The organism is Methylobacterium sp. AC433, from assembly GCF_979253015.1.
Genome location: NZ_CEEDBN010000006.1, coordinates 143,193 through 163,632, shown reverse-complemented (window position 1 = coordinate 163,632; position 20,440 = coordinate 143,193). Strand labels below are relative to the sequence as shown.

19 protein-coding genes are annotated in these 20,440 nt (G+C 72.1%); 2 read left to right on the top strand and 17 right to left on the bottom strand.

The annotated features are described in order from the left end of the window. Positions 1–99: 99 nt before the first annotated feature. Positions 100–807 (top strand): hypothetical protein, encoded by a 708-nt coding sequence (locus AC0IWM_RS11660; protein ID WP_471755102.1) that lies wholly within the window; start codon positions 100–102, stop codon positions 805–807. A gap of 126 nt (positions 808–933) precedes the next feature. Here the strand turns inward: AC0IWM_RS11660 and AC0IWM_RS11655 are convergent, their stop codons facing one another. Further along, positions 934–1,566 carry a LysE family translocator gene (locus AC0IWM_RS11655; RefSeq protein ID WP_471755100.1) on the bottom strand — a complete coding sequence of 211 codons (633 nt, stop codon included), beginning with the start codon at positions 1,564–1,566 and terminating at the stop codon, positions 934–936. Between the two features lie 211 nt (positions 1,567–1,777). Between AC0IWM_RS11655 and AC0IWM_RS11650 the strand changes: the two genes are divergently transcribed. Further along, complete coding sequence (locus tag AC0IWM_RS11650; RefSeq protein WP_471755098.1) at positions 1,778–1,900, top strand: hypothetical protein; 123 nt, start codon at positions 1,778–1,780, stop codon at positions 1,898–1,900. Here the strand turns inward: AC0IWM_RS11650 and AC0IWM_RS11645 are convergent. The 16 genes from AC0IWM_RS11645 to bchB all read right to left on the bottom strand — a co-directional run bounded on the left by AC0IWM_RS11645 (position 1,897) and on the right by bchB (position 20,437). Beyond that, on the bottom strand, positions 1,897–2,487 hold the full coding sequence (locus tag AC0IWM_RS11645) for a GNAT family N-acetyltransferase (RefSeq protein ID WP_471755096.1): 591 nt from the start codon (positions 2,485–2,487) through the stop codon (positions 1,897–1,899). The two genes, AC0IWM_RS11650 and AC0IWM_RS11645, sit on opposite strands and share 4 nt — an antisense overlap. A gap of 98 nt (positions 2,488–2,585) precedes the next feature. Beyond that, a complete protein-coding gene (gene bchO, locus AC0IWM_RS11640; protein ID WP_471755094.1) occupies positions 2,586–3,494 on the bottom strand; it encodes an alpha/beta fold hydrolase BchO in 909 nt (302 codons plus the stop codon). A gap of 10 nt (positions 3,495–3,504) precedes the next feature. Further along, positions 3,505–5,202 (bottom strand): magnesium chelatase subunit D, encoded by a 1,698-nt coding sequence (locus AC0IWM_RS11635; protein WP_471755092.1) that lies wholly within the window; start codon positions 5,200–5,202, stop codon positions 3,505–3,507. Next, on the bottom strand, positions 5,199–6,170 hold the full coding sequence (gene bchI, locus AC0IWM_RS11630) for a magnesium chelatase ATPase subunit I (protein ID WP_471755256.1): 972 nt from the start codon (positions 6,168–6,170) through the stop codon (positions 5,199–5,201). Before bchI ends, AC0IWM_RS11635 begins: the two co-directional genes overlap by 4 nt. Before the next feature lie 363 nt (positions 6,171–6,533). Beyond that, the gene (gene hemA, locus AC0IWM_RS11625; RefSeq protein ID WP_471755090.1) at positions 6,534–7,751 is read right to left on the bottom strand and encodes a 5-aminolevulinate synthase; all 1,218 of its coding nucleotides are present in this window, start codon (positions 7,749–7,751) and stop codon (positions 6,534–6,536) included. A gap of 104 nt (positions 7,752–7,855) precedes the next feature. Beyond that, complete coding sequence (puhE, locus tag AC0IWM_RS11620; protein WP_471755088.1) at positions 7,856–8,707, bottom strand: putative photosynthetic complex assembly protein PuhE; 852 nt, start codon at positions 8,705–8,707, stop codon at positions 7,856–7,858. A gap of 1 nt (position 8,708) precedes the next feature. Next, on the bottom strand, positions 8,709–9,764 hold the full coding sequence (gene acsF, locus AC0IWM_RS11615) for a magnesium-protoporphyrin IX monomethyl ester (oxidative) cyclase (RefSeq protein ID WP_471755254.1): 1,056 nt from the start codon (positions 9,762–9,764) through the stop codon (positions 8,709–8,711). 29 nt (positions 9,765–9,793) lie between these two features. Continuing rightward, positions 9,794–10,093 (bottom strand): hypothetical protein, encoded by a 300-nt coding sequence (locus AC0IWM_RS11610; protein WP_056467648.1) that lies wholly within the window; start codon positions 10,091–10,093, stop codon positions 9,794–9,796. Further along, positions 10,093–10,677 (bottom strand): photosynthetic complex assembly protein PuhC, encoded by a 585-nt coding sequence (gene puhC / locus AC0IWM_RS11605; RefSeq protein WP_471755086.1) that lies wholly within the window; start codon positions 10,675–10,677, stop codon positions 10,093–10,095. The genes AC0IWM_RS11610 and puhC overlap by 1 nt, the downstream gene beginning before the upstream one ends. A gap of 4 nt (positions 10,678–10,681) precedes the next feature. Beyond that, positions 10,682–11,368, bottom strand: a complete 687-nt coding sequence (gene puhB, locus AC0IWM_RS11600; protein WP_471755084.1) for a photosynthetic complex putative assembly protein PuhB — start codon at positions 11,366–11,368, stop codon at positions 10,682–10,684. Then, positions 11,365–12,141: a photosynthetic reaction center subunit H gene (gene puhA, locus AC0IWM_RS11595; RefSeq protein ID WP_471755082.1), complete on the bottom strand. Its 777-nt coding sequence runs from the start codon at positions 12,139–12,141 to the stop codon at positions 11,365–11,367. The genes puhB and puhA overlap by 4 nt, the downstream gene beginning before the upstream one ends. A 12-nt stretch (positions 12,142–12,153) precedes the next feature. After that, a complete protein-coding gene (locus AC0IWM_RS11590) occupies positions 12,154–13,572 on the bottom strand; it encodes an MFS transporter (protein WP_471755080.1) in 1,419 nt (472 codons plus the stop codon). Beyond that, positions 13,569–14,270 carry a magnesium protoporphyrin IX methyltransferase gene (gene bchM, locus AC0IWM_RS11585; protein WP_471755078.1) on the bottom strand — a complete coding sequence of 234 codons (702 nt, stop codon included), beginning with the start codon at positions 14,268–14,270 and terminating at the stop codon, positions 13,569–13,571. Before bchM ends, AC0IWM_RS11590 begins: the two co-directional genes overlap by 4 nt. Positions 14,271–14,284: 14 nt before the next feature. Continuing rightward, positions 14,285–15,178 (bottom strand): ferredoxin:protochlorophyllide reductase (ATP-dependent) iron-sulfur ATP-binding protein, encoded by an 894-nt coding sequence (gene bchL / locus AC0IWM_RS11580; RefSeq protein WP_471755076.1) that lies wholly within the window; start codon positions 15,176–15,178, stop codon positions 14,285–14,287. Further along, on the bottom strand, positions 15,175–18,885 hold the full coding sequence (locus AC0IWM_RS11575; protein ID WP_471755074.1) for a magnesium chelatase subunit H: 3,711 nt from the start codon (positions 18,883–18,885) through the stop codon (positions 15,175–15,177). Before AC0IWM_RS11575 ends, bchL begins: the two co-directional genes overlap by 4 nt. After that, complete coding sequence (gene bchB, locus AC0IWM_RS11570) at positions 18,860–20,437, bottom strand: ferredoxin:protochlorophyllide reductase (ATP-dependent) subunit B (protein ID WP_471755072.1); 1,578 nt, start codon at positions 20,435–20,437, stop codon at positions 18,860–18,862. Before bchB ends, AC0IWM_RS11575 begins: the two co-directional genes overlap by 26 nt. Positions 20,438–20,440: the final 3 nt, after the last annotated feature.

The window sequence follows — 20,440 nt, the reverse complement described above, 5'->3', positions numbered from 1 at the left end:
TTTTCGGGAATTCGCCCGCCGGCACAACCCTGCGTTTAACGGCGTGTTAGAATTGGCGGGCACATAATCGAAGCTCTGCACGAGTTGGCGAGCGTGACCATGACGACGATCACGGCGGCAGCGAGCCGCGCGACGCCACCCAGGCTTGCTCCCGATCCGCGGACCGGATCGAATGGGGGCGCCACGGCGGCCAGGACGGCGGTGCCCGCATTCGTGCTCGATCTCAGCGCGGCCGCGAAGGCCACGCTCGGAAGCCTTCCGGCGGGCGCGGAGACAGAAGCCGCCTCGCGGACGTTCACCGTCCGGTCTTTCGACGAGATCATCGAGGAACGCAGCGGCCAACTGGCCAGCACCTTGAGCGCAAAGTTGAAAGCCGTCGGCGTTCCCATCGACGAGCCGATCGACTTGAAACTCGACACGTTCGGGAAGGTCGTAACCGACAGCCCCTACAAGGAGAAGATCGAAAAACTCTTCAACGACGATCCCGCACTCGCGAAGGAATTCAAGGACGTGGCTGCGCTCAATGCGATGAAGGCGGCGCAGAAAGCCTTGGAAGCCCTCGCCACGGACCGAAAGGCTGCGCGCAACGAGGCGGAGCAGGACGCTGCCCAGGCGCTCTACGTGACGCGATCGATGACGTCTCAGGAGCTCTCGGGGACGATGACGCTGGAGAGCGGGAAACTCCGATCGTGGAGCCGTGAATTCATGGCCCGATCGACCGGCGAGACGCCGACGGTCGCGGCCGGTGAGACGGCTCGGGAGACCACGGCGTCGCGTATTCCCGCGGGGTTCGACCAGCGGATTTGATGAGCGACTGAGAAAGCGGGGTACGACGGGACGACCTGCCGGTTCACGCCACGCGTCTTGGAACCGACCCGACGGCGCAGGCGGCGCCGCCGAGTGACAGGGCACGGCCTCTGACGAGACAACCGTTCAGCGCCGGGACTCGGTCATCATCCGCACGGCGAGACCGGCCAGGACCGTCCCCATGATCCAGCGCTGGGCCACGGCGAAGGACGGGCGGCGGATCAGGAACACCGCGATCGACCCGGCCGAGATCGCGATCAGGGCGTTCACCAAGACGCTCAGCACGATCTGGATGGCTCCGAGGCTCAGCGCCTGGGCGAAGACGCTGCCATGCGCCGGATCGATGAATTGCGGCAGCAGCGACAGGTACATCACCGCGATCTTCGGATTGAGCAGGTTCGTCAGGAAGCCCATGAGGAACAGCTTCCGGGGACTGTCCTGCGGCAGGGTCTTCACCTCGAAGGGCGAGCGCCCGCCGGGCCGGACGGCCTGCCACGCGAGCCAGAGCAGGTAGACCGCGCCGACGATGCGGATCGCGTCGTAGGCATAGGGCACGGCCAGAACGAGGGCCGTGATGCCGAAGGCGGCGCAGAGCATGTAGACCACGAAGCCGAGGGCGACGCCGCCCAGCGAGATCAGGCCCGCCCGCGGACCCTGACAGATCGAGCGCGAGATCAGGTAGACCATGTTCGGCCCCGGCGTCAGGGCCATGCCGAGGGCGATCGCCGCGAAGGCGAGGAGGCTCGTGGTTCCGGGCACCGTGTGGTCCACCTGCGTGAGGGATCGGGGGCGGCCGGCGGCGGGATCCGCGTTCCGGACGGGCGGCTCGGCGGGCCGAGGCCCCGTCATCGGGGATCGGCGTCGGGGGTTCGCTGCAAATCGTGGGCCGGCGGCGCTGCCGATCGTCGGGGAACATTCGCGCGCGACGACGGGTCGATATCACGAAGCCGCCGAACGAAAGGACCCCGCCATGCCGCAGATGTTCGATTGGATCTTCTTCGCGATCGTCCTTCCCCTGCCGGCCTATCTTCTCTGGGACTGGTATCAGCATCGCTCCGATCCCCCGGCCGGGCGGCAGGCCGGGCCGCGCTAGCGCGGCTTCTCGAGCTGCCAGGTCAGGTGGGTCCGCACGGTCGGCCAGTCCGGCGCGACGATGCTGTAGACGCATGTGTCCCGCAGAGAGCCGTCCGCGAGGCGCTGGTTGTGGCGCAGGATGCCGTCGAGCCGCGCGCCCAGGCGCTCGATCGCCCGCCGGCTCGCCTGGTTCATCACGTGGGTGCGGAACTCGACGGCGAGGCAGCCGAGCCCGTCGAAGGCGTGGGCGAGCAGCAGGCGCTTGGCCTCGGTGTTGAGGGGGCCGCGCTGGACGCTGGCGGCGTACCAGGTCGAGCCGATCTCCACCCGCGGCCCGGCGGCGTCGATGTTCATGTAGGTGGTCATCCCGACGGGGCGTCCGCCGGGTCCGTCGAGGACGGTGAAGGGCAGCATCGTGCCCGCCGCCTGCAGGTCGAGCCGGCGCTCGATCTCGGCCGCCATCCGATCCGGGGCCGGAACGGCCGTGTACCAGAGGCGCCAGACTTCGCCGTCCTGCACCGCCTCGGACAGGGCCGCGGCATGGTCCTGCGCCAGCGGCACGAGTTCGACATGCCGGCCGGTGAGCGTGAGGGGCGTCAGGGCCATGGGGAGAAACCTCGCGGACCGGCGCCGGGCCGGCGCCGTCGTCGGACAGCCCGCAGCGGACATCCTGCGCCCGTCGGTGCGGCCGGGCCGCGTCCGCGTCAAGCCCCGGCAGAAGGATGCTCGGCGGCCTGATCCCGGTAGGCCGCGACGATCTCGTCGGCGATGCGATCCGGCGCCTCCTCGTGGGCGAGGTGCCCGAGGTTGCGGATGAGGCGGACCCGGGCGTCGGGCAGGCGGTCCTTCAGGGCGAAGGCGGTCTCGGGGGCGATGGCCTTGTCGTCCCCGCCGACGAGCAGCAGCGTCGGCACCGCGAGCCGGGCGATGTCCCGGTCGAGGGCGGCGAGGTTCCAGTTCGCCATCATGCCGAGGGCGCCGGCGACGTGGCCCGGGCGGCGGAAGAGGCGCCGATAGAGGTCGAGGCCGCGGGCATCGAGGCGCGAGCCGGTGCCGCGGATCAGGCGCTCCACCGCCGGGCGGTCGGCGGTCCAGGCGAAGATCCGCGGGGTGACGGGGTTCAGGAACAGCATCCGGGCGAGCCCGGGAAACAGCACCGAGGCGAGCCCGGGAAACGGCGTCAGCGCGCCGTTGAGGGCGACCAGCAGGCGGGGCTTCAGACCGTCGAGGCAGAGCCGCACCAGGATCGCCGCGCCGGCGGAATGCCCGACCACGAGATCGGGAGACAGGTCGAGGGTCCGCAGCAGGTCGCGGATCGCCGCGGCCATGCCGGGCAGGGACAGGCGCCCGGCGGGCAGCGGGTCGGTGAAGCCGTGGCCGGGCAGATCCGGGGCCACGACCCGGAAGTGCCCGGCGAGCAGGGGCGCGAGGCCGGCCCAGGAATGGGTGGCCGCGCCGGTGCCGTGCAGGAGCAGGACGACGGGGGCCTCGGGCGCCCCGAATTCCTGGACGTGCCAGGTCAGGTCGGAGGCGCGGACGAACCGGCTCGCGGCGCGGTTGGGCCAATCCGCGCCGTCGCGCTCCCATTGGGGCCGGTCGCTCGGCGCAGGCATCGCGGATCCTTCAGCGTGCCGAGCGGATCGCGGTGCTCATGGCCGCGGCATCGGCATAGGGAAGCGGGACATAGCGCGCGCCCATCGCTTCGGCGAGGCGCCGCGCGGCATCCTGCGGCCGCGCGGCGGTGTCGATGAGGATCGAACGGATGTCGGCGGCGCGCAGGAGGCCGGCGGCGTTCAGGGCCTCGGCGCCGGCCGCGGCCCGGCCGGGCGCACCGGAGCGGGCGATGTTGGCGCGCCCGTCGGTGAGCACCACCACCACCGGGGTGCCCCCGCCGCGCCGGACGGCGCGGGCGAGGTCGCCGGCCGCGTCGAGGCCGGCGGCGAGGGGCGTGCCCCCGCCCCCCGGCAGGGCCGAGAGGCCGCGCCGGGCGCGCGCCAGGGCGCGGGTCGGCGCCAGCACCACCTCGGCCCCGCTCCCCCGGAAGGCCACCAGGGCGACCCTGTCGCGCCGGACATAGGCCTCGGCCAGCAGCAGCTCGACGGCGCCCTTGGCCTCCGCCAGGCGTTCCAGGGCGGCGGAGCCGGAGGCGTCCACGGCGAAGATCGTGGTGGTCTCGCTGCGCTGCCGGAACCGGGTGATGCGGAAATCGGCGCTGCGCACCTCGATGAGGCGCGGGGCGCCTTGCGCGCCGGCCCGCAGGCGCTGCCAGGGCGCGGCCGCCCGCAGGGTGGGCAGGAGCGCGAGGCGGCCGGCGCGGGGCGAGCCGGGCCGGGTTCCGGCGGGACGCCCGCTGCGGGGCGCCTGCATGACCGCGCCGACGCGGCCCGCCTTCGGCGACGACGGCGCCGAGCCGGCCTGCGCCAGGCGGGCGAGGAGATCCGGCGGGATCGCCGCGCGGGCGGCCTCGACGAGGCTCTCCGCGCCCGGTTCGAGGCCGGCATCGGAAGGCGCGGACTCGTCCGGCGCGGGCGGCTCGGGTCGCTCCGGGGGCGCGGCCTGCGCCTCCTCCGGGCTCGGGGGCAGGCGCGTCGCGCGCGGGGCGAGGACGAGGCAGGCGGCCTCGCGCACGTGCTCCGCGCGGAGCTTCCCGCCCCCCGCCAGCAGGCGGGCGACCCGCAGCGCCAGCAGGGGTGCGCGCAGCGAGAGGATGCCGAGTTCGGCCGCGACCGCGCAGAGGTCGGCGACCGCACCGTCGGGATCGAGGTCCGGCGCGGCGGAGGCCGGCGCGGGTTCCGGCCGATCGCCGCGGGTGTCGCCCCAGGCGATGCCGGTCAGGTCGAGGCGGAAGGCCAGGCGGTCGGCCAGGGCCTCGGGAACCCGCGCGTCGTCGCCCTCCCCCTCGTCCAGGAGGATCAGGCCGATCCGCGCCGGTGCCCGCGCGGCCAGTCCGTCGCGCTCGGCGCGGATCTCGCCGGCATCCAGGGCGGCGGCGAGGCGGGCGGCGGTGCCGGGCGAGAGGCGCTCGGCCATCGGCACGACCACGCACCCGCCATCGGCCTCGGCGAGGAGGCCGGACTGGGCGACGGGCCGCCCCGCCGCCAGGGTCGCGGCGAGGTCGAGGCCGCCGAGAAGGCGATCGTCGGCGATCCCCGCCGGCATCCGGCGCAGGGGCCGGCCGGGTCCGAGGTCGCCGGCGAGGTGGTCGAGCCAGAGATCGCGCACGGGACCGGCCCCGGCCCGGACGAGGACGCCGCCGCAGCCATGCGGATCGGCGGCGGCGAGGCGCGCCACGCGCAGGGCGTCGGCCCAGGTCGGGCTCATCGGGCGAGGAGATCCTCCACGGCGCGGGCGACCCGCGCGGTGGAGCCGGATTCGTCGAGGGGGTTGCGGCGCAGGCGGTGGCGCAGGGCCGAGGGAGCGATCCGCGCCAGATGGTCGAGGTCCACCGTCTCGGCGCCCTCGTAGGCGGCGAGCGCCCGGGCCGTGCGCATCAGCGTGAGTTCGCCGCGCAGGCCGTCGGTGCCCAGCGCGAGGCAGAGGCGCGCGGCGGCCTCCAGGGTGGCGTCGGGAACGCTCAGGCCGGGGAGCCGGGCGCGGGCGGCGGTGAGCGCCTTCCGGATGGCGCGGTCGGCCTTGGCGTAGCCCGCGCAGAACGCGGCCGGATCGCGCTCGTAGGCGTCGCGGCGGCGGACCACGTCGATGCGGGTCGGCAGGTCGGTGGGCGTCGTCACCTCGACGGCGAGGCCGAAGCGGTCGAGGAGCTGGGGCCGCAGCTCGCCCTCCTCCGGATTGCCGCTGCCGACGAGGACGAACCGGGCGGGGTGGCGGATGCTCAGGCCCTCGCGCTCCACGGTGTTCACGCCGGAGGCGGCGACGTCGAGGAGGAGGTCGACGAGATGGTCCTCGAGGAGGTTGACCTCGTCGATGTAGAGGAAACCGCGATTGGCCCGCGCCAGCAGACCCGGCTCGAAGGCCTTCTCGCCGCGCGTCAGGGCCCGCTCCAGGTCGAGGGCGCCGACCACCCGGTCCTCCGTGGCGCCCAGGGGCAGGTCCACCACCGGGACCGGGACGGATTCGGCGCGCAGCACCGCCTGCTCGCGGCAATGGTGGCAGTGCTCGGCCGGCCGGCCGGGATCGCAGGCATAGGGACAGCCCACCACCGCCGCCATCGGCGGCAGCAGGGCGGCGAGGCCCCGGATGGCCGTGGACTTGCCGGTGCCGCGGTCGCCGAACACCAGGACGCCGCCGACCGACGGGTCGACCGCGGCGATGAGCAGCGCCCGGCGCATCTCGTCCTGGCCGACGATCGCCGAGAAGGGGAAGGTCGGTGCGGCAGCCGGGAGGCTGCGCGGTGCCTTGTCCGGCCCCGCGGCCCGAAGGATCGGCGGCTTCTCGCGCGAGGACGCGGTGGAGACCGGTTTCAGAGGCATCGCGCGGATCGATCCGTTCAGGTTCATGCGCTTGGTCTTTCCTGATCCCGGCGCCCGGTGTGCATCGCCATCTGCCCTCCCCGGGAGACCGCGGCCCGCGTCGGCGGGATCGATGAGGGGGGCACGGTACTCGGAAAGGCCGTCCCCTCTCGCGGGACGTCGTCCCGGCCCGCCCGCTCCACAGGCACCCTCCCCCGAACCGAGGGAGGGCTTTGGCGCGCCCTACTCGGCCGCGACCCGCTGCACGCCCATCCGGCTCCAGATTGCGCTCAAGGCGCCGACCAGGTGGTCGATGTCCTCGTCCGAGTGCAGCGGCGAGGGCGTGATGCGCAGGCGCTCGGTGCCGCGCGGCACGGTGGGATAGTTGATCGGCTGGACGTAGATGCCGAACTCTTCGAGCAGGGTGTCGCTGATCGCCTTGCACAGCACCGGATCGTAGACCATCACCGGCACGATGTGGCTCTCGTTGGACAGGTAGGGAATGCCGGCGGCGTCGAGGCGGGACCGCACCGTGGCCGCCCGCTCCTGATGCCGGGCGCGCTCGGCGCCGCTGGCCTTGAGGTGGCGGATGCTCGCCGCCGCACCCGCTGCGACGGCCGGCGGCAGCGAGGTGGTGAAGATGAAGCCCGAGGCGAAGCTGCGCACGAAGTCGCAGAGCCTGGTCGATCCCGTGATGTAGCCGCCATGGACCCCGAAGGCCTTGCCGAGGGTGCCCTCGATGACGTCGAGGCGATGGGCGAGGCCGTCGCGCTCCGAGATGCCGCCGCCGCGTTCCCCGTAGAGCCCAACCGCGTGGACCTCGTCGAGATAGGTCAGCGCGCCGTGCGCCTCGGCGACGTCGCAGATCTCCGCGATCGGGGCGATGTCGCCATCCATCGAGTAGACCGATTCGAAGGCCACGATCTTCGGGCGGGCCGGGTCGACCAGGCGCAGCTTGCGGTCGAGGTCCTCGGGATCATTGTGGCGGAAGATGTGGCGCTCGGCCCGGCTGGCCTTGATCCCCTCGATCATCGAGGCGTGGTTGCCGGCGTCCGAGAAGACGGCGCAACCGGGCATCTGCGACCCGAGGGTGCCGAGCGCGGCCCAGTTCGAGACGTAGCCGGAGGTGAAGAGGAGGGCCGCCTCCTTGCGGTGCAGGTCGGCGAGCTCGCCCTCCAGCAGCACGTGGTAGTGATTGGTGCCCGAGATGTTGCGGGTGCCGCCGGCTCCGGCGCCGCAGCGGTCCAGCGCCTCGTGCATGGCACCGAGGACGGCCGGGTTCTGGCCCATGCCGAGATAGTCGTTGGAGCACCAGACCGTCACGGGCCGCGTCCCGGCCGGGGTGTGGTGCGTCGCGTGCGGGAACCGGCCCGCCTGCCGTTCGAGGTCGGTGAAGACGCGGTAGCGCCCCTCGCGATGCAGGCCGGCCAAAGCAGAGCCGAAGATCTCTTCGTAGTTCATGCCCGTCCCCTTCCCTCGTTGCACGGCGGGTTCTGGCCCGCTCGCCTCTCCTGCCGCCGCGGCGGCGTCGATTGGGCCGGTCCGCCGGGGCGGTCCGGGTGACGTCAGTGGCTCTCCGCCTCGGCGAGGCGCGGCTCGCTCGCGCGGGCGCCCTCCCCGCGCGCGGCCGGGACCGGCGACGGCACCGGACCGGAGCGGGACACCTTCGGCAGGCTCCACTGCCAGAGGGCGGCCGAGGGCAGCGGCAGCATCAGGAAGCCGTGCTCCAGGGTGGCGAGCGCCATCAGGGTCGCCAGGATGCTGAAGCCCGCGACCTCGTGGGCCGTGATGCCCTCGGCCAGAGCCGCCAGAGCCAGGGCGGCGGTGGCGAGGCCGGCCGCCGTCACCGAGACCGGGAACAGCGGGTTCATGGCCCGCACCCGCAGGTAGCTGCCGAGATAGGCGAGGTGCTCGGGCAGGAACTCGGCGTTGAGGTTGCGCACCCCGAGGAACAGGTTGAGGCGGGCCGAGAGGTTCATCCCCCAGAGGACGAGGTAGGTCCACAGGGCGAAGTGGTTCGGCTGGCCCCAGGTCAGGGCGAGGATCGCGAGGCCGCCGGCGACGATGGCCGCCTCGTGCCAGAGGCTGGTGGCCGCCGCCGCCCGGAAGCGCGCCAGGCCCCGGGCGCCCGGCGGACAGCCGAGGGCGCGCGGGCCGGAGACGAAGCCCATGTAGTAGCTCATCTCCTGCCAGCCCCAGACCACCAGGGCCGCCGTGAAGGCGACGTACGCGCTTCCCGCGCTGGCGTCCCCGGCCGAGGCGCCGATGGCCCAGAGCGCCAGGGCGAGCACGCCCGTGCCCGCTACCATGCTGGCCGCGTGGGTGGCGCGCGGGCGATGGTCGAGGAGCAGGATGAGGCCGGTGGAGAACCACCAGACCAGCACCGCGTAGAGGGCGGGGAGCGCGTAGGCCGCCATCCTACCAGACCGGCTCGAGGCGGATCTCCGCCGGCATCGGGTTGTCGAGGGTCGGCAGGGCGTAGAGCCGGGCGAAGTTCACCGCCGAGGCGACGATCCAGGCGCCGTGCTTCAGCTTGCCCAGGAGCCCGCCCTGCGCCTTGGCGTCGGCGATCCCGATCGAGCAGGCCAGGAGCCGATCCAGCGCCTGCTTGAAGCGCGGGTTTTCGAGGTCGAGGGTGAGCGGGAAGGTCTGCTTCGAGATCTCGGAGGTTATCCGGAAGACCTGGAAGTCGTAGTCGCTCGGATCGACGCCGAGCGCCTCGTGGAAGGCGGGGCGGCAATGGTCGCGGACATACATGGTCGCGAAGACCGCGAGCAGGAAGAACTTGATCCAGTAGCGGTTGACGCCGGAGGTCAGCTTCGGGTTGGCGCGCATCAGCAACGCGAACGCCTCGCCGTGGCGGAACTCGTCGTTGCACCACTTCTCGAACCACTTGAAGATCGGGTGGAAGCGGCGGTCCGGGTTGCGCTCCAGTTCGCGGAAGATGGTGATGTAGCGGGCGTAGCCGATCTTCTCGGACAGGTAGGTGGCGTAGAAGATGAACTTCGGCCGGAAGAAGGTGTACTTCTTCGACTTGGTCAGGAAGCCCAGATCGACGCCGATGCCGAAATCCTTGAGCACGTCGTTGATGAAGCCGGCATGGCGCGCCTCGTCGCGGCTCATGAAGCCGAACAGCTCGCGGATGTCGGGATTCTTCGCGCGCTTGCGCATCTCGGCATAGAGCACGCAGCCCGAGAACTCGGCGGTGATCGACGAGACCAGGAAGTCCATGAACTCCTTGCGCAGGGCCGGGTCGAGCCCGGACATGTCGAGATCGAATTCTTCGTTACGGGTGAAGTGGCGCTTGTTCGGATCGGCGCGCAGCTCGGCGATGAGCTTGTTCCACTCGGCCCGGACGGGCTCCACGTCGGTGCGGTCGAGCTCCTCGAAATCGGTGGTGTAGAACCGCGGCGACAGGAAGGTCGTCTCCTGGGCGGCCTTGGTGCCCTCGTTCATGGGGAATTTGTGTGCGATTTTCGGGGTGGGCTGCTGGATCGCTGCGGTCACAGGCGCCTCCTCTCGGAAAAGCTGACTTCGTAGAGTTCGGTGAGTTCGAGATGGCCCGCGAGCTTCGTCCAGAGGCGTTCCAGGCGTCCGGCGCGGGTCACGGTGGCGGTGCGCCGGACGACGAGGCGCTCGCCGTAGGGGACGGAGGTCGGGGCGTCGTGCACCTGCACGGCGTCGCCGGGCTCGATCTCGAAATTGGCGTCGAGGACTACGTGGGCATGCAGACTTTCGGAGGTCTGCTCGATCTCGACGGTACAGGGGACGTCGACGGTGCGGCGTCCGTTCAGCCAAGCCATCATGGTGCGGCTCCCTTCGCACCCTTCGCCGAATTCCTTGACGGTTCGGCGTTCGCGGGCGCCCTGTCACAAGACCCCGGAATACCGCCCGATGGCAAGGCGGTCGGACACACATCTTGGGCGAGCCTGGGTTCGGCGGGCATCAGCCGGGCGAAGGCGGCGTAGTTCGAGGGACCGAAGGCGCCGAAATCCACGCTGCGGCCGGTGAGCGAATCGTCGAGGCGCAGCGACCCGTCGTCGAAGCGTGTCAGCCGGAACGGCACCGCGCGGGAGAGGCCGGCCCGCAGGCGGCCCTGCGCGAAGCCCCGCAGGGTGGCGCGGATGAAGTTGTCCTCCCCCGGCCGGACCGTGGCGACGAGGTCGCCCCGCTCCGCATCCCGCAGCGCGATCGAGCCGTCCGCCGCATCGTCCACCCGCAGGGCCAGGCTCTGAACCGGCCGGGCCGGCTCCATCCGGGTGAGGCCGACGCTCTCGACCCGGCCGACCGTGATGGCCAGGACCACGAAGGCGACGAGGAGGCCGACCCCGGCGACGAGACTCCGCGAGGTGCGGCCGGCGGTCCGTGCGAGGGGATGCGGGTTCATCGGATCAGCTCGCCGTCGCGAGGCGGGGACCGGGTGCCACGCGCGGCCGCAGCACGATGGGTCCGGCCACCTCCTCCGGCACTTCGCGGTGCGCCGCGAGGGCACGGGCCAGGATCTTGGCGACTTCGCCGCCCTGCGCGACCGTGCGCAGCATCGGCTCGGGCCGGTTCACGTGCCAGGGCCGGGCATGCGGCCAGAGGTGCAGGTAGGCGACGCGGTTGCCCGGGCGCAGGCGTAAGGGCAGGTCGGCGCTGCCGTCGCGATAGAGGTGGCAGCTGGCCGCCTCGACCAGGGAGAAGGGCAGGTTCAGGGTCATCGGCAGGGCGATGCCCACCCGCATGACCACGCGGCGGTTGGTGATGGTGTAGGTGGTGGTGCGGGCCGAGAGCCAGCCGAGGAGGGCCAGGAGCAGCACCGCACCGGTTCCGATCGCCAGGGTGGGCAGCGCCAGGGACGCGGCCTCCAGCGTCCGTCCGGACAGGGCCGCCGGGAGCGCCGCCCAGAGGGCGAGCCCGGCGAACCAGACACCGACGAGGGTGAGATGCAGCGCCCGGAAGGCGATGCCGAAGCCGCAGGGGCGGCCCTGCCAGAGGATATGCTCGCCGGCCGGCAGCGGGGCCGGCAGGCCGGGCGGTGCATCGAAGGCGTTGGCGGGGAGGTGCGGCGCGGGCCGCTCGCTGGACCGGCTCACAGGATGGCCTCCTGGCGGGTGGGGGTCGCGTAGAGGGTGCCGCCGCCGAAGAAGGCCATGATCCGCTCCTCCTCGTTGAGGGTGACCGAATCCGGATCCTTGGTGGTGGGGATGTCGGCGAACTGGTGCGCCAGCAGCGCCTCGGTCGTGACCTTCTGCGAGAAGCGTCCAGTCCGGCAGAAGGTGGCGGGCATCAGCACCCGCCGGCCGCCGGCCCCGAGCTCGACCTCGTAGTAGCGCACCATCGACTCGCCCCGGTCGACCCAGAGGTCGCTCACCGTGCCGGCCACCTGCCGGTCGGCCCCGAACACCGACATGCCGATGGGGTTCGGCCCGAGCTCGTGGACCACGAAGTGGTCGGCCACCCGCAGGGGAACGATGCGCTTCTCGCGGTCCCAGGTCTCGTCGTGGCTGTCCTCCCGGTCGGCGTAGGAGCCGGGGCCGATGGCGTCGTGCAGGCCGTCGGTGTCGGGCTCCAGGGGAGCGCCCGGCCAGACCTCGTGCTTGTGGCCGCGGTAGTTCCAGGGGGTGCGCTCGCCGGTCTGGGGCGCGTGCTTCACGTGGCCGTTGGAGAGGAGGAATTCCTTCGGCGACGGGATCAGGAACGGGTCCGGCGGCATCGCCCTGCCCCGGGCGGCCTCGGATTCGAGCGGGTAGCCCTCGCGGCGGTCCTCGCGGCGCAGGTAGAAGACGAGGCCGGCGAAGAAGATCCAGAACGCGTAGAGGACCACCTGCGCGACGTCGACGTAGCCCGTGATTTCACCTCTCGGCATGGCCGGTCTCCTTCAGGCTGAGCGGGGCAAGGATCGAGGAAGAGGCGTGCGGCTCTCGGCGCGGACGAGCGGGCCGATGGCCAGCAGCGTCGCGAACAGCAGCGCGATCTCGATGTGATAGACGATGAGGTATCCGGTGGAGGGCAGGTTCAGCGCCTCGCCGAGATGTCCGGATTCGGCCAGGTGCGCGCCGAGGTCGCGCAGGATGCCGCTGGCCGCGATGGCGAGGCCGGCCGCGCTCGCCTGGACGGCGCCCCAGGCGCCCAGCGCCAGGCCCGTATCCTCGGGGCCGGCCTTGGCCATGGAGGCCGTGAGCGTCCCGTGGGCGAACAGGCCGCCGCCGAGGCCGATCAGGGCGACGCCGACCGCGAACAGGCGGGCGGAATCCAGCGGCGCGGCGAAGACCACGGCCGAGAAGGCCGCGATGCCCACCCCCGCGCCGGAGGCCGCGACCCGGAAGGCGTCGCCGCCCCGGTCGAGCCAGCGGGCCGCGATCAGCAGGCCGAGGCCGCCGCCGGCGGCCAGCAGCGCGGTCAGCGCCGTGGTGGCGGCCACCGGCAGGTGCAGGATCTGCCCGCCATAGGGCTCCAGCAGGATGTCCTGCATCGAGAAGGCGGCGGTGCCGAGCCCGGTGGCGACGAGGCGGCGGCGCGCCCGGCCCTTGCCGGCATAGAGCGCCCAGGATTCCGAGAAGCCCGGCCGGGGCAGTTCGCGCGCCGTGCGGCTGGGCGAGCGCGGCTCCTGCTTCCACAGGGCGATGCCGTTGAGCACGACGGTGAGGAGCGCCGCGCCCTGGATCACCTTGATCAGGCGCAGGGCCGAGAAATCCGCCAGCAGCAGGCCGAAGGCGACGGCGCTCACCACCATGCCGGCCAGCAGCATGACGCACAGGAGCGCGACGACGCGGGGCCGGGCATGGGCCGGGGCGAGGTCGGTGGCCAGCGCCAGGCCCACGGTCTGAGTGGTGTGGAGGCCGGCCCCCACCATGACGAAGGCGAGCGCGGCGGCCACGTGGCCGGGCCAGGCCGGCCCGGTGGTGTCGCCCGACAGGATCAGCAGGGCGAAGGGCATGATGGCCAGCCCGCCGAACTGCAGCAGCGTGCCGAACCAGATGTAGGGCACCCGGCGCCAGCCCAGCACCGAGCGATGGGTGTCCGAGCGGAACCCGACGAGCGCGCGGAACGGCGCGAAGATCAGCGGCAGCGACAGCATCACGGCGACGATCCAGGCCGGGACCGCCAGCTCGACGATCATCACCCGGTTGAGCGTGCCGATGAGGAGCACGGCGGCCATGCCGACCGTGACCTGGAACAGGGCGAGCCGCAGCAGGCGCCCCATGGGCAACTCCGCCGTCGCCGCGTCGGCGAAGGGCAGGAAGCCGGGGCCGACGCGCTGGATCGCGCGGGCCATGGACGCGCCGAGGCGGGTCATGGCGCGCGCCGGAGTTCGAAGGCCTGGGACAGGTAGAACCCGCTGTTCACCCGGTGTGCGCGGCCGATCCGGATATCGGCCAGGGCCGGCTCCGCGGCCACGCGCCGGCGCAGATCCGCCTCGCCCACGGGGACGATGGCGGGCGCCCTGTCGCCGCGCGGGAAGGCCCGGCCGGCCATGTGCATCAGGGTGAGGAGCGGCGTGCGCGGCGCCACCGTGAACAGGATCCCGTCATCGGTCCGCGCCGCCAGGGCCGCCAGCGCCTGGACGATGTCGGGCGTGGCGTAGTGGATCAGCGAATCCATCGCGACGACGAAGTCGAAGCGGCCGAGGGCGGGGTCGAGCATGTCGCCGACCCGGAAGTCGATGCGCCCCGGACCCGAGAGGGTGGTGCGCTCCCGGGCGAGCCCGATCAGCGTCGGCGAGACGTCGATGGCGACGACCTCGGCGCCGCGGCGGGCGGCCTCCAGGCTGAGCGCTCCGGTGCCGCAGCCGGCATCGAGCAGGCGCCTGCCCGTGAGGTCGGCGGGAAGCCAGGACAGCAGGTTGGCCCGCATGGCGTCGCGCCCGGCCCGCACGGTGGCGCGGATCTTCGAGACCGGCGCGTCCGAGGTCAGGCGCGCCCAGGCCTCGACGGCGGTGCGGTCGAAGTAGGTGGTGAGCTGGGAGCGGCGGGCGGCGTAGCTGTGCGAGGTCATGGTGCGGCGCCCGCTCAATCGAAGCCGAGGAATTCGAACAGGTCGCGGTCCTTCATCGGGATCGCGTCGAGCGGCTTGCCGCCGGCCCAGAGATGCGCGGCGAGGCGCATGTACTCGGTGGTGACGGCCAGGAGTTCGGGCGTCTCCTCCATCTCGAACAGGGTCGCCTTCTTCAGGCGCGAGCGCCGGACCACGTCGAGATCGGGGAAGTGCGCGATGCGCTCCAGGCCGACGGCGGCGTTGAAGCGGTCGATCTCGTCGGTCTTGGCCGAGCGGTTGGCGATGACCCCGCCGAGCCGCACGGGGTAGTTCTTCGCCTTGGCGTGGATCGCCGCGACGATCCGGTTCATCGCGAAGATCGAATCGAAGTCGTTGGCCGTGACGATGAGGGCCTGGTCGGCGTGCTGGAGGGGCGACGCGAAGCCACCGCAGACCACGTCGCCGAGCACGTCGAAGATCACCACGTCGGTGTCTTCCAGGAGGTGGTGCTCCTTGAGGAGCTTCACCGTCTGTCCGACGACGTAGCCGCCGCAGCCGGTGCCCGCCGGGGGACCGCCGGCCTCGACGCACATGACGCCGTTGTAGCCCTCGGCGACGAAGTCCTCGATGCGCAGCTCCTCGGAGTGGAACTGCACGGCCTCCAGGGCATCGATCACCGTCGGCGCCAGGCGCTTCGTCAGCGTGAAGGTCGAATCGTGCTTGGGGTCGCATCCGATCTGCAGGACGCGCTTTCCGAGCTTGGAGAACGCCACCGACAGGTTCGACGAGGTGGTCGACTTGCCGATTCCGCCCTTGCCGTAGACCGCGAACACCTTGGCGGTGCCGATCTTGAGGTTCGGGTCGAGTTCCACCTGGACGCTGCCTTCGGGCTGGCGCGCGGCGACCGGATTGCGAATGGCGATGTTCATGCGGCGACCCCTGCGGTGATGCCTTCGACGCGGTCTTCCAGTTCCTCCTCGGCGCGGTCGAGCGCGTCGCGCGTCTCCGCGTCGGGGGTCCAGAAGCCGCGCTGGTGCGCCTCGATCAGCCGGTGAGCCACCTTGGCCGAAGCGGTCGGGTTGAGGGCCGCCATGCGCTCGCGCATGGCGGGGTCGAGGACGTAGGTCTCGGTGATGCGCTGGTAGACCCAGGGGGCGACCCCGTTGGTGGTGGCCGACCAGCCCAGGGTGTTGGTGAGGTGCGCCTCGATCTGGCGCACGCCCTCGTAGCCGTGGCCGAGCATGCCCTCGGTCCATTTCGGGTTGAGCATCCGGGTGCGGGTCTCCAGGGAGACCTGCTCGGTCAGCGAGCGCACCACGCCCTCGCCGCGGGTCTGGTCGCTGATGAAGATCGGCACGGCCTCGCCGCGGGCCTTGGCGACGGCGCGGCCCATGCCGCCGAGGCCGTCGAAGTAATGGTCCACCGAGGTCACGCCGACCTCGACCGAGTCGAGGTTCTGGTAGGCGAGGTCCACGGTGGCCAGCACGCTGCCCATCAGGGCGCGCTGGGCGCTGGGCACGCCGGTGCGGCCATAGGCGAAGGACTTGCGGCGCGCGAAGGTCTCGGAGATCTCGTCGGCATCTTCCCAGCGGCCGGATTCGACCAGCTGGTTGACGTTGGCGCCGTAGGTCCCCTCCGCGTTGGAGAAGACCCGGAGCGCGGCGGTCTCGAGGTCGATGCCGTGCTCGGCCTGGAGCGCCAGGGCGTGCTTGCGGACGAAGTTCCGCTCCGCCGGCTCGTCGGCGATGGCCGCGAGGTAGGAGGCCTCCGCCAGGAGCTTGGTCTGCAGGGGCAGAAGATCGCGGAAGATCCCCGACAGGGTGACGACCACGTCGATGCGCGGACGCCCGAGGGTCTCCAGCGGGATCAGCGTCGCGCCGCAGAGGCGGCCGTAGCCGTCGAAGCGCGGCGCCGCGCCGATCAGTGCGAGCGCCTGGGCGATGGGTCCGCCCTCGCTCTTCAGGTTGTCGGTGCCCCACAGGACGAGGGCGATGCTCTCGGGCAGCGCCACGCCCTCGTCGCCGTAGCGCGCCAGCAGGCGGGCCGCCTGGCGCGCGCCGTCGGTGAGCGCGAAGGCGGAGGGCAGCCGGTAGGGATCGAAGCCGTGCAGGTTGCGCCCGGTAGGCAGGATGTCGGGGTTCCGCAGGAGGTCGCCGCCGGCCACGGGGGTGATGAAGCGACCGTCGAGGGCCGCGAGCAGTCCCCGGATCTCATGATCCTGTGACAACAGGAGATCGGTCTCGCGCAGGGCGGCGAAGGCCGCGCGGTGCGCCTCGGTGAGATCGAGGCCGGCCTGCGCCAGGGCGGAGTCGATGGCCTCGCCGTCGACCAGGGCGCGGATGCCGGCACGGCTCGGCATCAGGCCGTGGCTGGCCTCCGCGAGGGCGAGCAGGATGTCGACCCGCTCCTCGGGCGGGGTGGCCGCGCCGGTCACGTGAAGACCGTGCGGGATCAGGGTGTGCTCCAGCTCGTGCAGGGCGACCGCCAGGCGGTGGACGTGACCGGCGAGGTCGGCATTCCAGGCCGGCTCAGCGGCCACGAGGTCGAGGCCGGCGCCCTGGGCCTGGATCAGCTCGGCGAGGTCTCGGCGCTCGCCCACGGCCTCGGGCTCCAGGGCGCGCCAACGCTCGATGGACGCCTTGAGGTCGATGAGGCCGCGATAGAGCCCGGCCTGGGCGAGGCTCGGGGTCAGGTAGCTGACGAGGGTCGCGGCGGAGCGGCGCTTGGCGAGAAGGCCCTCGGAGGGGTTGTTGGCGGCGTAGAGGTAGATGTGCGGCAGCGCGCCGATCAGGCGTTCCGGCCAGCAGGCGCCCGAGAGGCCGGTCTGCTTGCCGGGCATGAACTCCAGTGCCCCGTGGGTGCCGAAATGCAGCACCGCATCGGCGCGGAAATCCTCGCGCAGGTAGCGATAGAAGGCCGAGAAGGCGTGGGTGGGCGCGAAACCGCGCTCGAAGAGCAGCCGCATCGGGTCGCCCTCGTAGCCGAAGCCTGGCTGGACGCCGACGAAGACGTTTCCGAACTGGGCCCCGAGCACGAAGATCTGCGCGCCGTTGCTGTTCTGGCGCCCGGGCGCCGGACCCCACTGGGCCTCGATCTCGGCCAGGTGCCGCTCGCGCCGGACGTGCTCGTCGGCGGGAATGCGGTGATGGACGTTGGCGGGCGTTCCGAACCGGGCGGCGTTTCCGGCGAGCACCGCCTCGCGCAGGGCGTCGACGCTCTCGGGCACCTCGACCGCGTAGCCCTCGGCCTTCATGGCGGCGAGGGTGTTGTGGAGCGAATGGTAGACCGACAGGAAGGCGGCGGTGCCGATGCTGCCGGCATTGGGCGGGAAGCCGAACAGGACCACGGCGACCCGGCGCTCGGCCCGCGCCTTGCGGCGGAGGGCGACGAGGCGCTCGATGCGGGCGGCGAGCATGTCGGCGCGCTCGGGATGCACGACCATGTCGCGGGCGCTGGCGCCCAGCGAGCGGCTGGAGCGTCCGCCGAACACCATCGGGGCCGTGGCGCCGTCGAGCTCGGGGATCGCCACCATCATGGTGGCCTCGACCGGCGAGAGGCCCCGGTCGGACGCCTCCCACTGCTCCAGGGTCTGGAACTCCAGGGCGTGGGCCGCGAGGTAGGGGACGTCGAGCTCGGAGAGCAGCGCCTGTGCCCCGGCGGCATCGTTGTAGGCGGGGCCGCCCACCAGGGAGAATCCGGTCAGCGAGACCAGGGCATCGATGGTCGGGCGCCCGTTGGCGCGGAAGAACGCGTCGACGGCGGGGCGGTTGTCGAGGCCGCTGGCGAAGGCCGGCACGACGGCGAGGCCCCGCGCCTCCAAGGCCGCGACGACGCCGTCGTAATGGGCGGTGTTCCCGGCCAGCACGTAGGAACGCATGACGAGGAGGCCGACGCGGCCCTTCAGGGGGCCGGTGGGCGCCGGCACCTTCGTGACGTCCTCGCCGATCCGGCCGGCCATGCGGGGATGGTACAGGCCGGTCTCCGGGTAGCTCAGGGGTGCCGGCGCGGCGGCGATCCGGCGCCAGCCCTCGCGCGGGCCGGCGGCGTAGCGGCCGACCAGGAAGCGCACGAGGTTGGCGATGTTCTCGTCCGAGCCCGAGAGCCAGTATTGCAGGGTGAGGAAGTAGGCCCGCACGTCCTGGGCCGAGCCCGGGATGAAGCGCAGGATCTTGGGCAATTTCCGGATCATCGCCATCTGGCGGGCGCCGTTGCCCTGGGCGCCGGGCTTGCCACGGAGCTTCTTCAGGAAGTCCAGGGCGCCGCCCTTGGTGCCGTCCATGTCGAAGCGGTTCAGCCGGGTGGTCTTCACCACTTCGCTGGCCGAGAGGCAGCCGACCATGGCGTCGCAATGCGGACGCCGCGCGAGGAGCGCCGGCAGGATCGCCCGGACGTGCTCGTCCATGAACAGCATCGTGGAAATGATGATGTCGGCGCGCGCGATGTCGGCCTTGCAGGCCTCCAGGGACGCGGGGTCCGTGTCCCAGGCGGCGGCGGCGTGGAAATCGAGGACGAGGCCGGGCAGGTCGCGGGTCAGGCGCTGGCGTGCGCGCTCCAGCGCGCTCGCCACGTGATTGTCCATCGTCACGAGGACGACCCGGAGCGCCGGGCGCTCAGCGTCCGAAATGCGCTTTGGCATCGTACAGGGTCTCGAGAGTGATGAGCGGCAGGGCGCGTTCCCGCGCGAAGCGCTCGGTGTTCGCGCGGGCTTTGCCCCGCACGAAGAACGGGATCTTCCTGAGTTCCTTCTCGGCCTCCGTGGCCCAGGTGAGGATGATCGGCCCGGCCGGTGCGGAAAGGGCATCGGCGGTGACGGATGGTTCAGCCGGACCGGGCGCCTCCTCGGCGACCGCGACCGACTCGGTGCCGTGCCGGGGCAGGTGCGAGGGCGCGGCCGCGCCGTGGAACTCGACGTCCTCGCGGAACATGCCGAGCAAGTGCTCCTCCAGCCCCATCATCAGGGGATGGACCCAGGTGTCGAACAGGACGTTGGCGCCCTCGAAACCCATCTGCGGCGAGTGCCGGGCGGGAAAATCCTGGACGTGGATCGGGGACGAGATCACCGCGCAGGGCAGCCCCAGGCGCTTGGCGATGTGGCGTTCCATCTGCGTGCCGAGCACCAGTTCCGGCTGGGCGGCCTGGATGGCGGCTTCCACGTCGAGGTAATCGTCCGTGATCGTGGCCTCGATGCCGTGGAGCGCGGCCTCGGCCCGGACTTCGCGGGCGAATTCCCGGGTGTAGGTGCCGAGGCCCACCACCCGGAAGCCGAGCTCGGTGGCGGCGATCCGGGCGGCGGCCAGCGCGTGGGTGGCGTCGCCGAAGATGAAGACGCGCTTGTCGGTGAGGTAGGTCGAATCGACCGAGCGCGAGTACCAGGGCAGGCGCGAGGGCGCGCCGTCCAGCACCGGCGCCGGGTCGACGCCGGCGGCGGCGGCCACCTCTTCGACGAAGCGGATGGTGGCCTGGACGCCGATCGGTACGGTCTCGACCATCGGCTGTCCGAAGGTCTTCTGGAGGTGCAGACCGGCGGCGCGGGCGATCTCCGGATAGAGCACGACGTTGAAGTCGGCCGCGCCGAGGCGTCCGAGATCGGCCGGGGTCGCGCCGAGCGGGGCGATCACGTTCACGTCGATGCCGAGGGCCCCGAGGATCTTGGTGATCTCGACGAGGTCGTCGCGGTGGCGGAAGCCCAGCGCCGTCGGGCCGAGGACGTTGCAGAGGGGGCGGCGCTCCGCGCGGGGCGTCGGCGTGCCGCCGGCGAGCGCCCGGACCAGGCGGTAGAAGGTCTCCGAGGCGCCCCAGTTCTCCTTCTTCTGGTAGGCCGGGAGCTCCAGGGGAATCACCGGGATCGGCAGGTCGAGGGCGCGGGCGAGGCCGCCCGGATCGTCCTGGATCAGCTCGGCGGTGCAGGAGGCGCCGACGATCATCGCGTCCGGGCGGAAGCGCTCGTAGGCCTGCGCCACGGCATCCTGGAAGATAGCGGCGGTGTCGGCGCCGAGGTCGCGGGCCTGGAAGGTGGTGTAGGTCACCGGCGGACGGGCGTCGCGCCGCTCGATCATGGTGAAGAGCAGGTCGGCGTAGGTGTCGCCCTGCGGGGCGTGCAGCACGTAGTGCAGGCCCTTCATCGCGGTGGCGATCCGCATGGCCCCGATATGCGGCGGCCCCTCGTAGGTCCAGAGCGTGAGCTGCATCGC

Bases quoted from the DNA above. Each gene is read 5' to 3' on its own strand.
- puhA (WP_471755082.1), bottom strand. From the start codon at position 12,141: ATGCCGAGAGGTGAAATCACGGGCTACGTCGACGTCGCGCAGGTGGTC.
- puhE (WP_471755088.1), bottom strand. From the start codon at position 8,707: ATGGCGGCCTACGCGCTCCCCGCCCTCTACGCGGTGCTGGTCTGGTGG.
- bchL (WP_471755076.1), bottom strand. From the start codon at position 15,178: ATGAACATCGCCATTCGCAATCCGGTCGCCGCGCGCCAGCCCGAAGGC.
- AC0IWM_RS11590 (WP_471755080.1), bottom strand. From the start codon at position 13,572: ATGACCCGCCTCGGCGCGTCCATGGCCCGCGCGATCCAGCGCGTCGGC.
- AC0IWM_RS11660 (WP_471755102.1), top strand. From the start codon at position 100: ATGACGACGATCACGGCGGCAGCGAGCCGCGCGACGCCACCCAGGCTT.
- bchO (WP_471755094.1), bottom strand. From the start codon at position 3,494: ATGCCTGCGCCGAGCGACCGGCCCCAATGGGAGCGCGACGGCGCGGAT.
- AC0IWM_RS11645 (WP_471755096.1), bottom strand. From the start codon at position 2,487: ATGGCCCTGACGCCCCTCACGCTCACCGGCCGGCATGTCGAACTCGTG.
- bchB (WP_471755072.1), bottom strand. From the start codon at position 20,437: ATGCAGCTCACGCTCTGGACCTACGAGGGGCCGCCGCATATCGGGGCC.
- AC0IWM_RS11610 (WP_056467648.1), bottom strand. From the start codon at position 10,093: ATGGCTTGGCTGAACGGACGCCGCACCGTCGACGTCCCCTGTACCGTC.
- AC0IWM_RS11575 (WP_471755074.1), bottom strand. From the start codon at position 18,885: ATGCCAAAGCGCATTTCGGACGCTGAGCGCCCGGCGCTCCGGGTCGTC.
- AC0IWM_RS11650 (WP_471755098.1), top strand. From the start codon at position 1,778: ATGCCGCAGATGTTCGATTGGATCTTCTTCGCGATCGTCCTTCCCCTG.
- bchI (WP_471755256.1), bottom strand. From the start codon at position 6,170: ATGCGCCGGGCGCTGCTCATCGCCGCGGTCGACCCGTCGGTCGGCGGC.
- hemA (WP_471755090.1), bottom strand. From the start codon at position 7,751: ATGAACTACGAAGAGATCTTCGGCTCTGCTTTGGCCGGCCTGCATCGC.
- bchM (WP_471755078.1), bottom strand. From the start codon at position 14,270: ATGACCTCGCACAGCTACGCCGCCCGCCGCTCCCAGCTCACCACCTAC.
- puhC (WP_471755086.1), bottom strand. From the start codon at position 10,677: ATGAACCCGCATCCCCTCGCACGGACCGCCGGCCGCACCTCGCGGAGT.
- AC0IWM_RS11635 (WP_471755092.1), bottom strand. From the start codon at position 5,202: ATGAGCCCGACCTGGGCCGACGCCCTGCGCGTGGCGCGCCTCGCCGCC.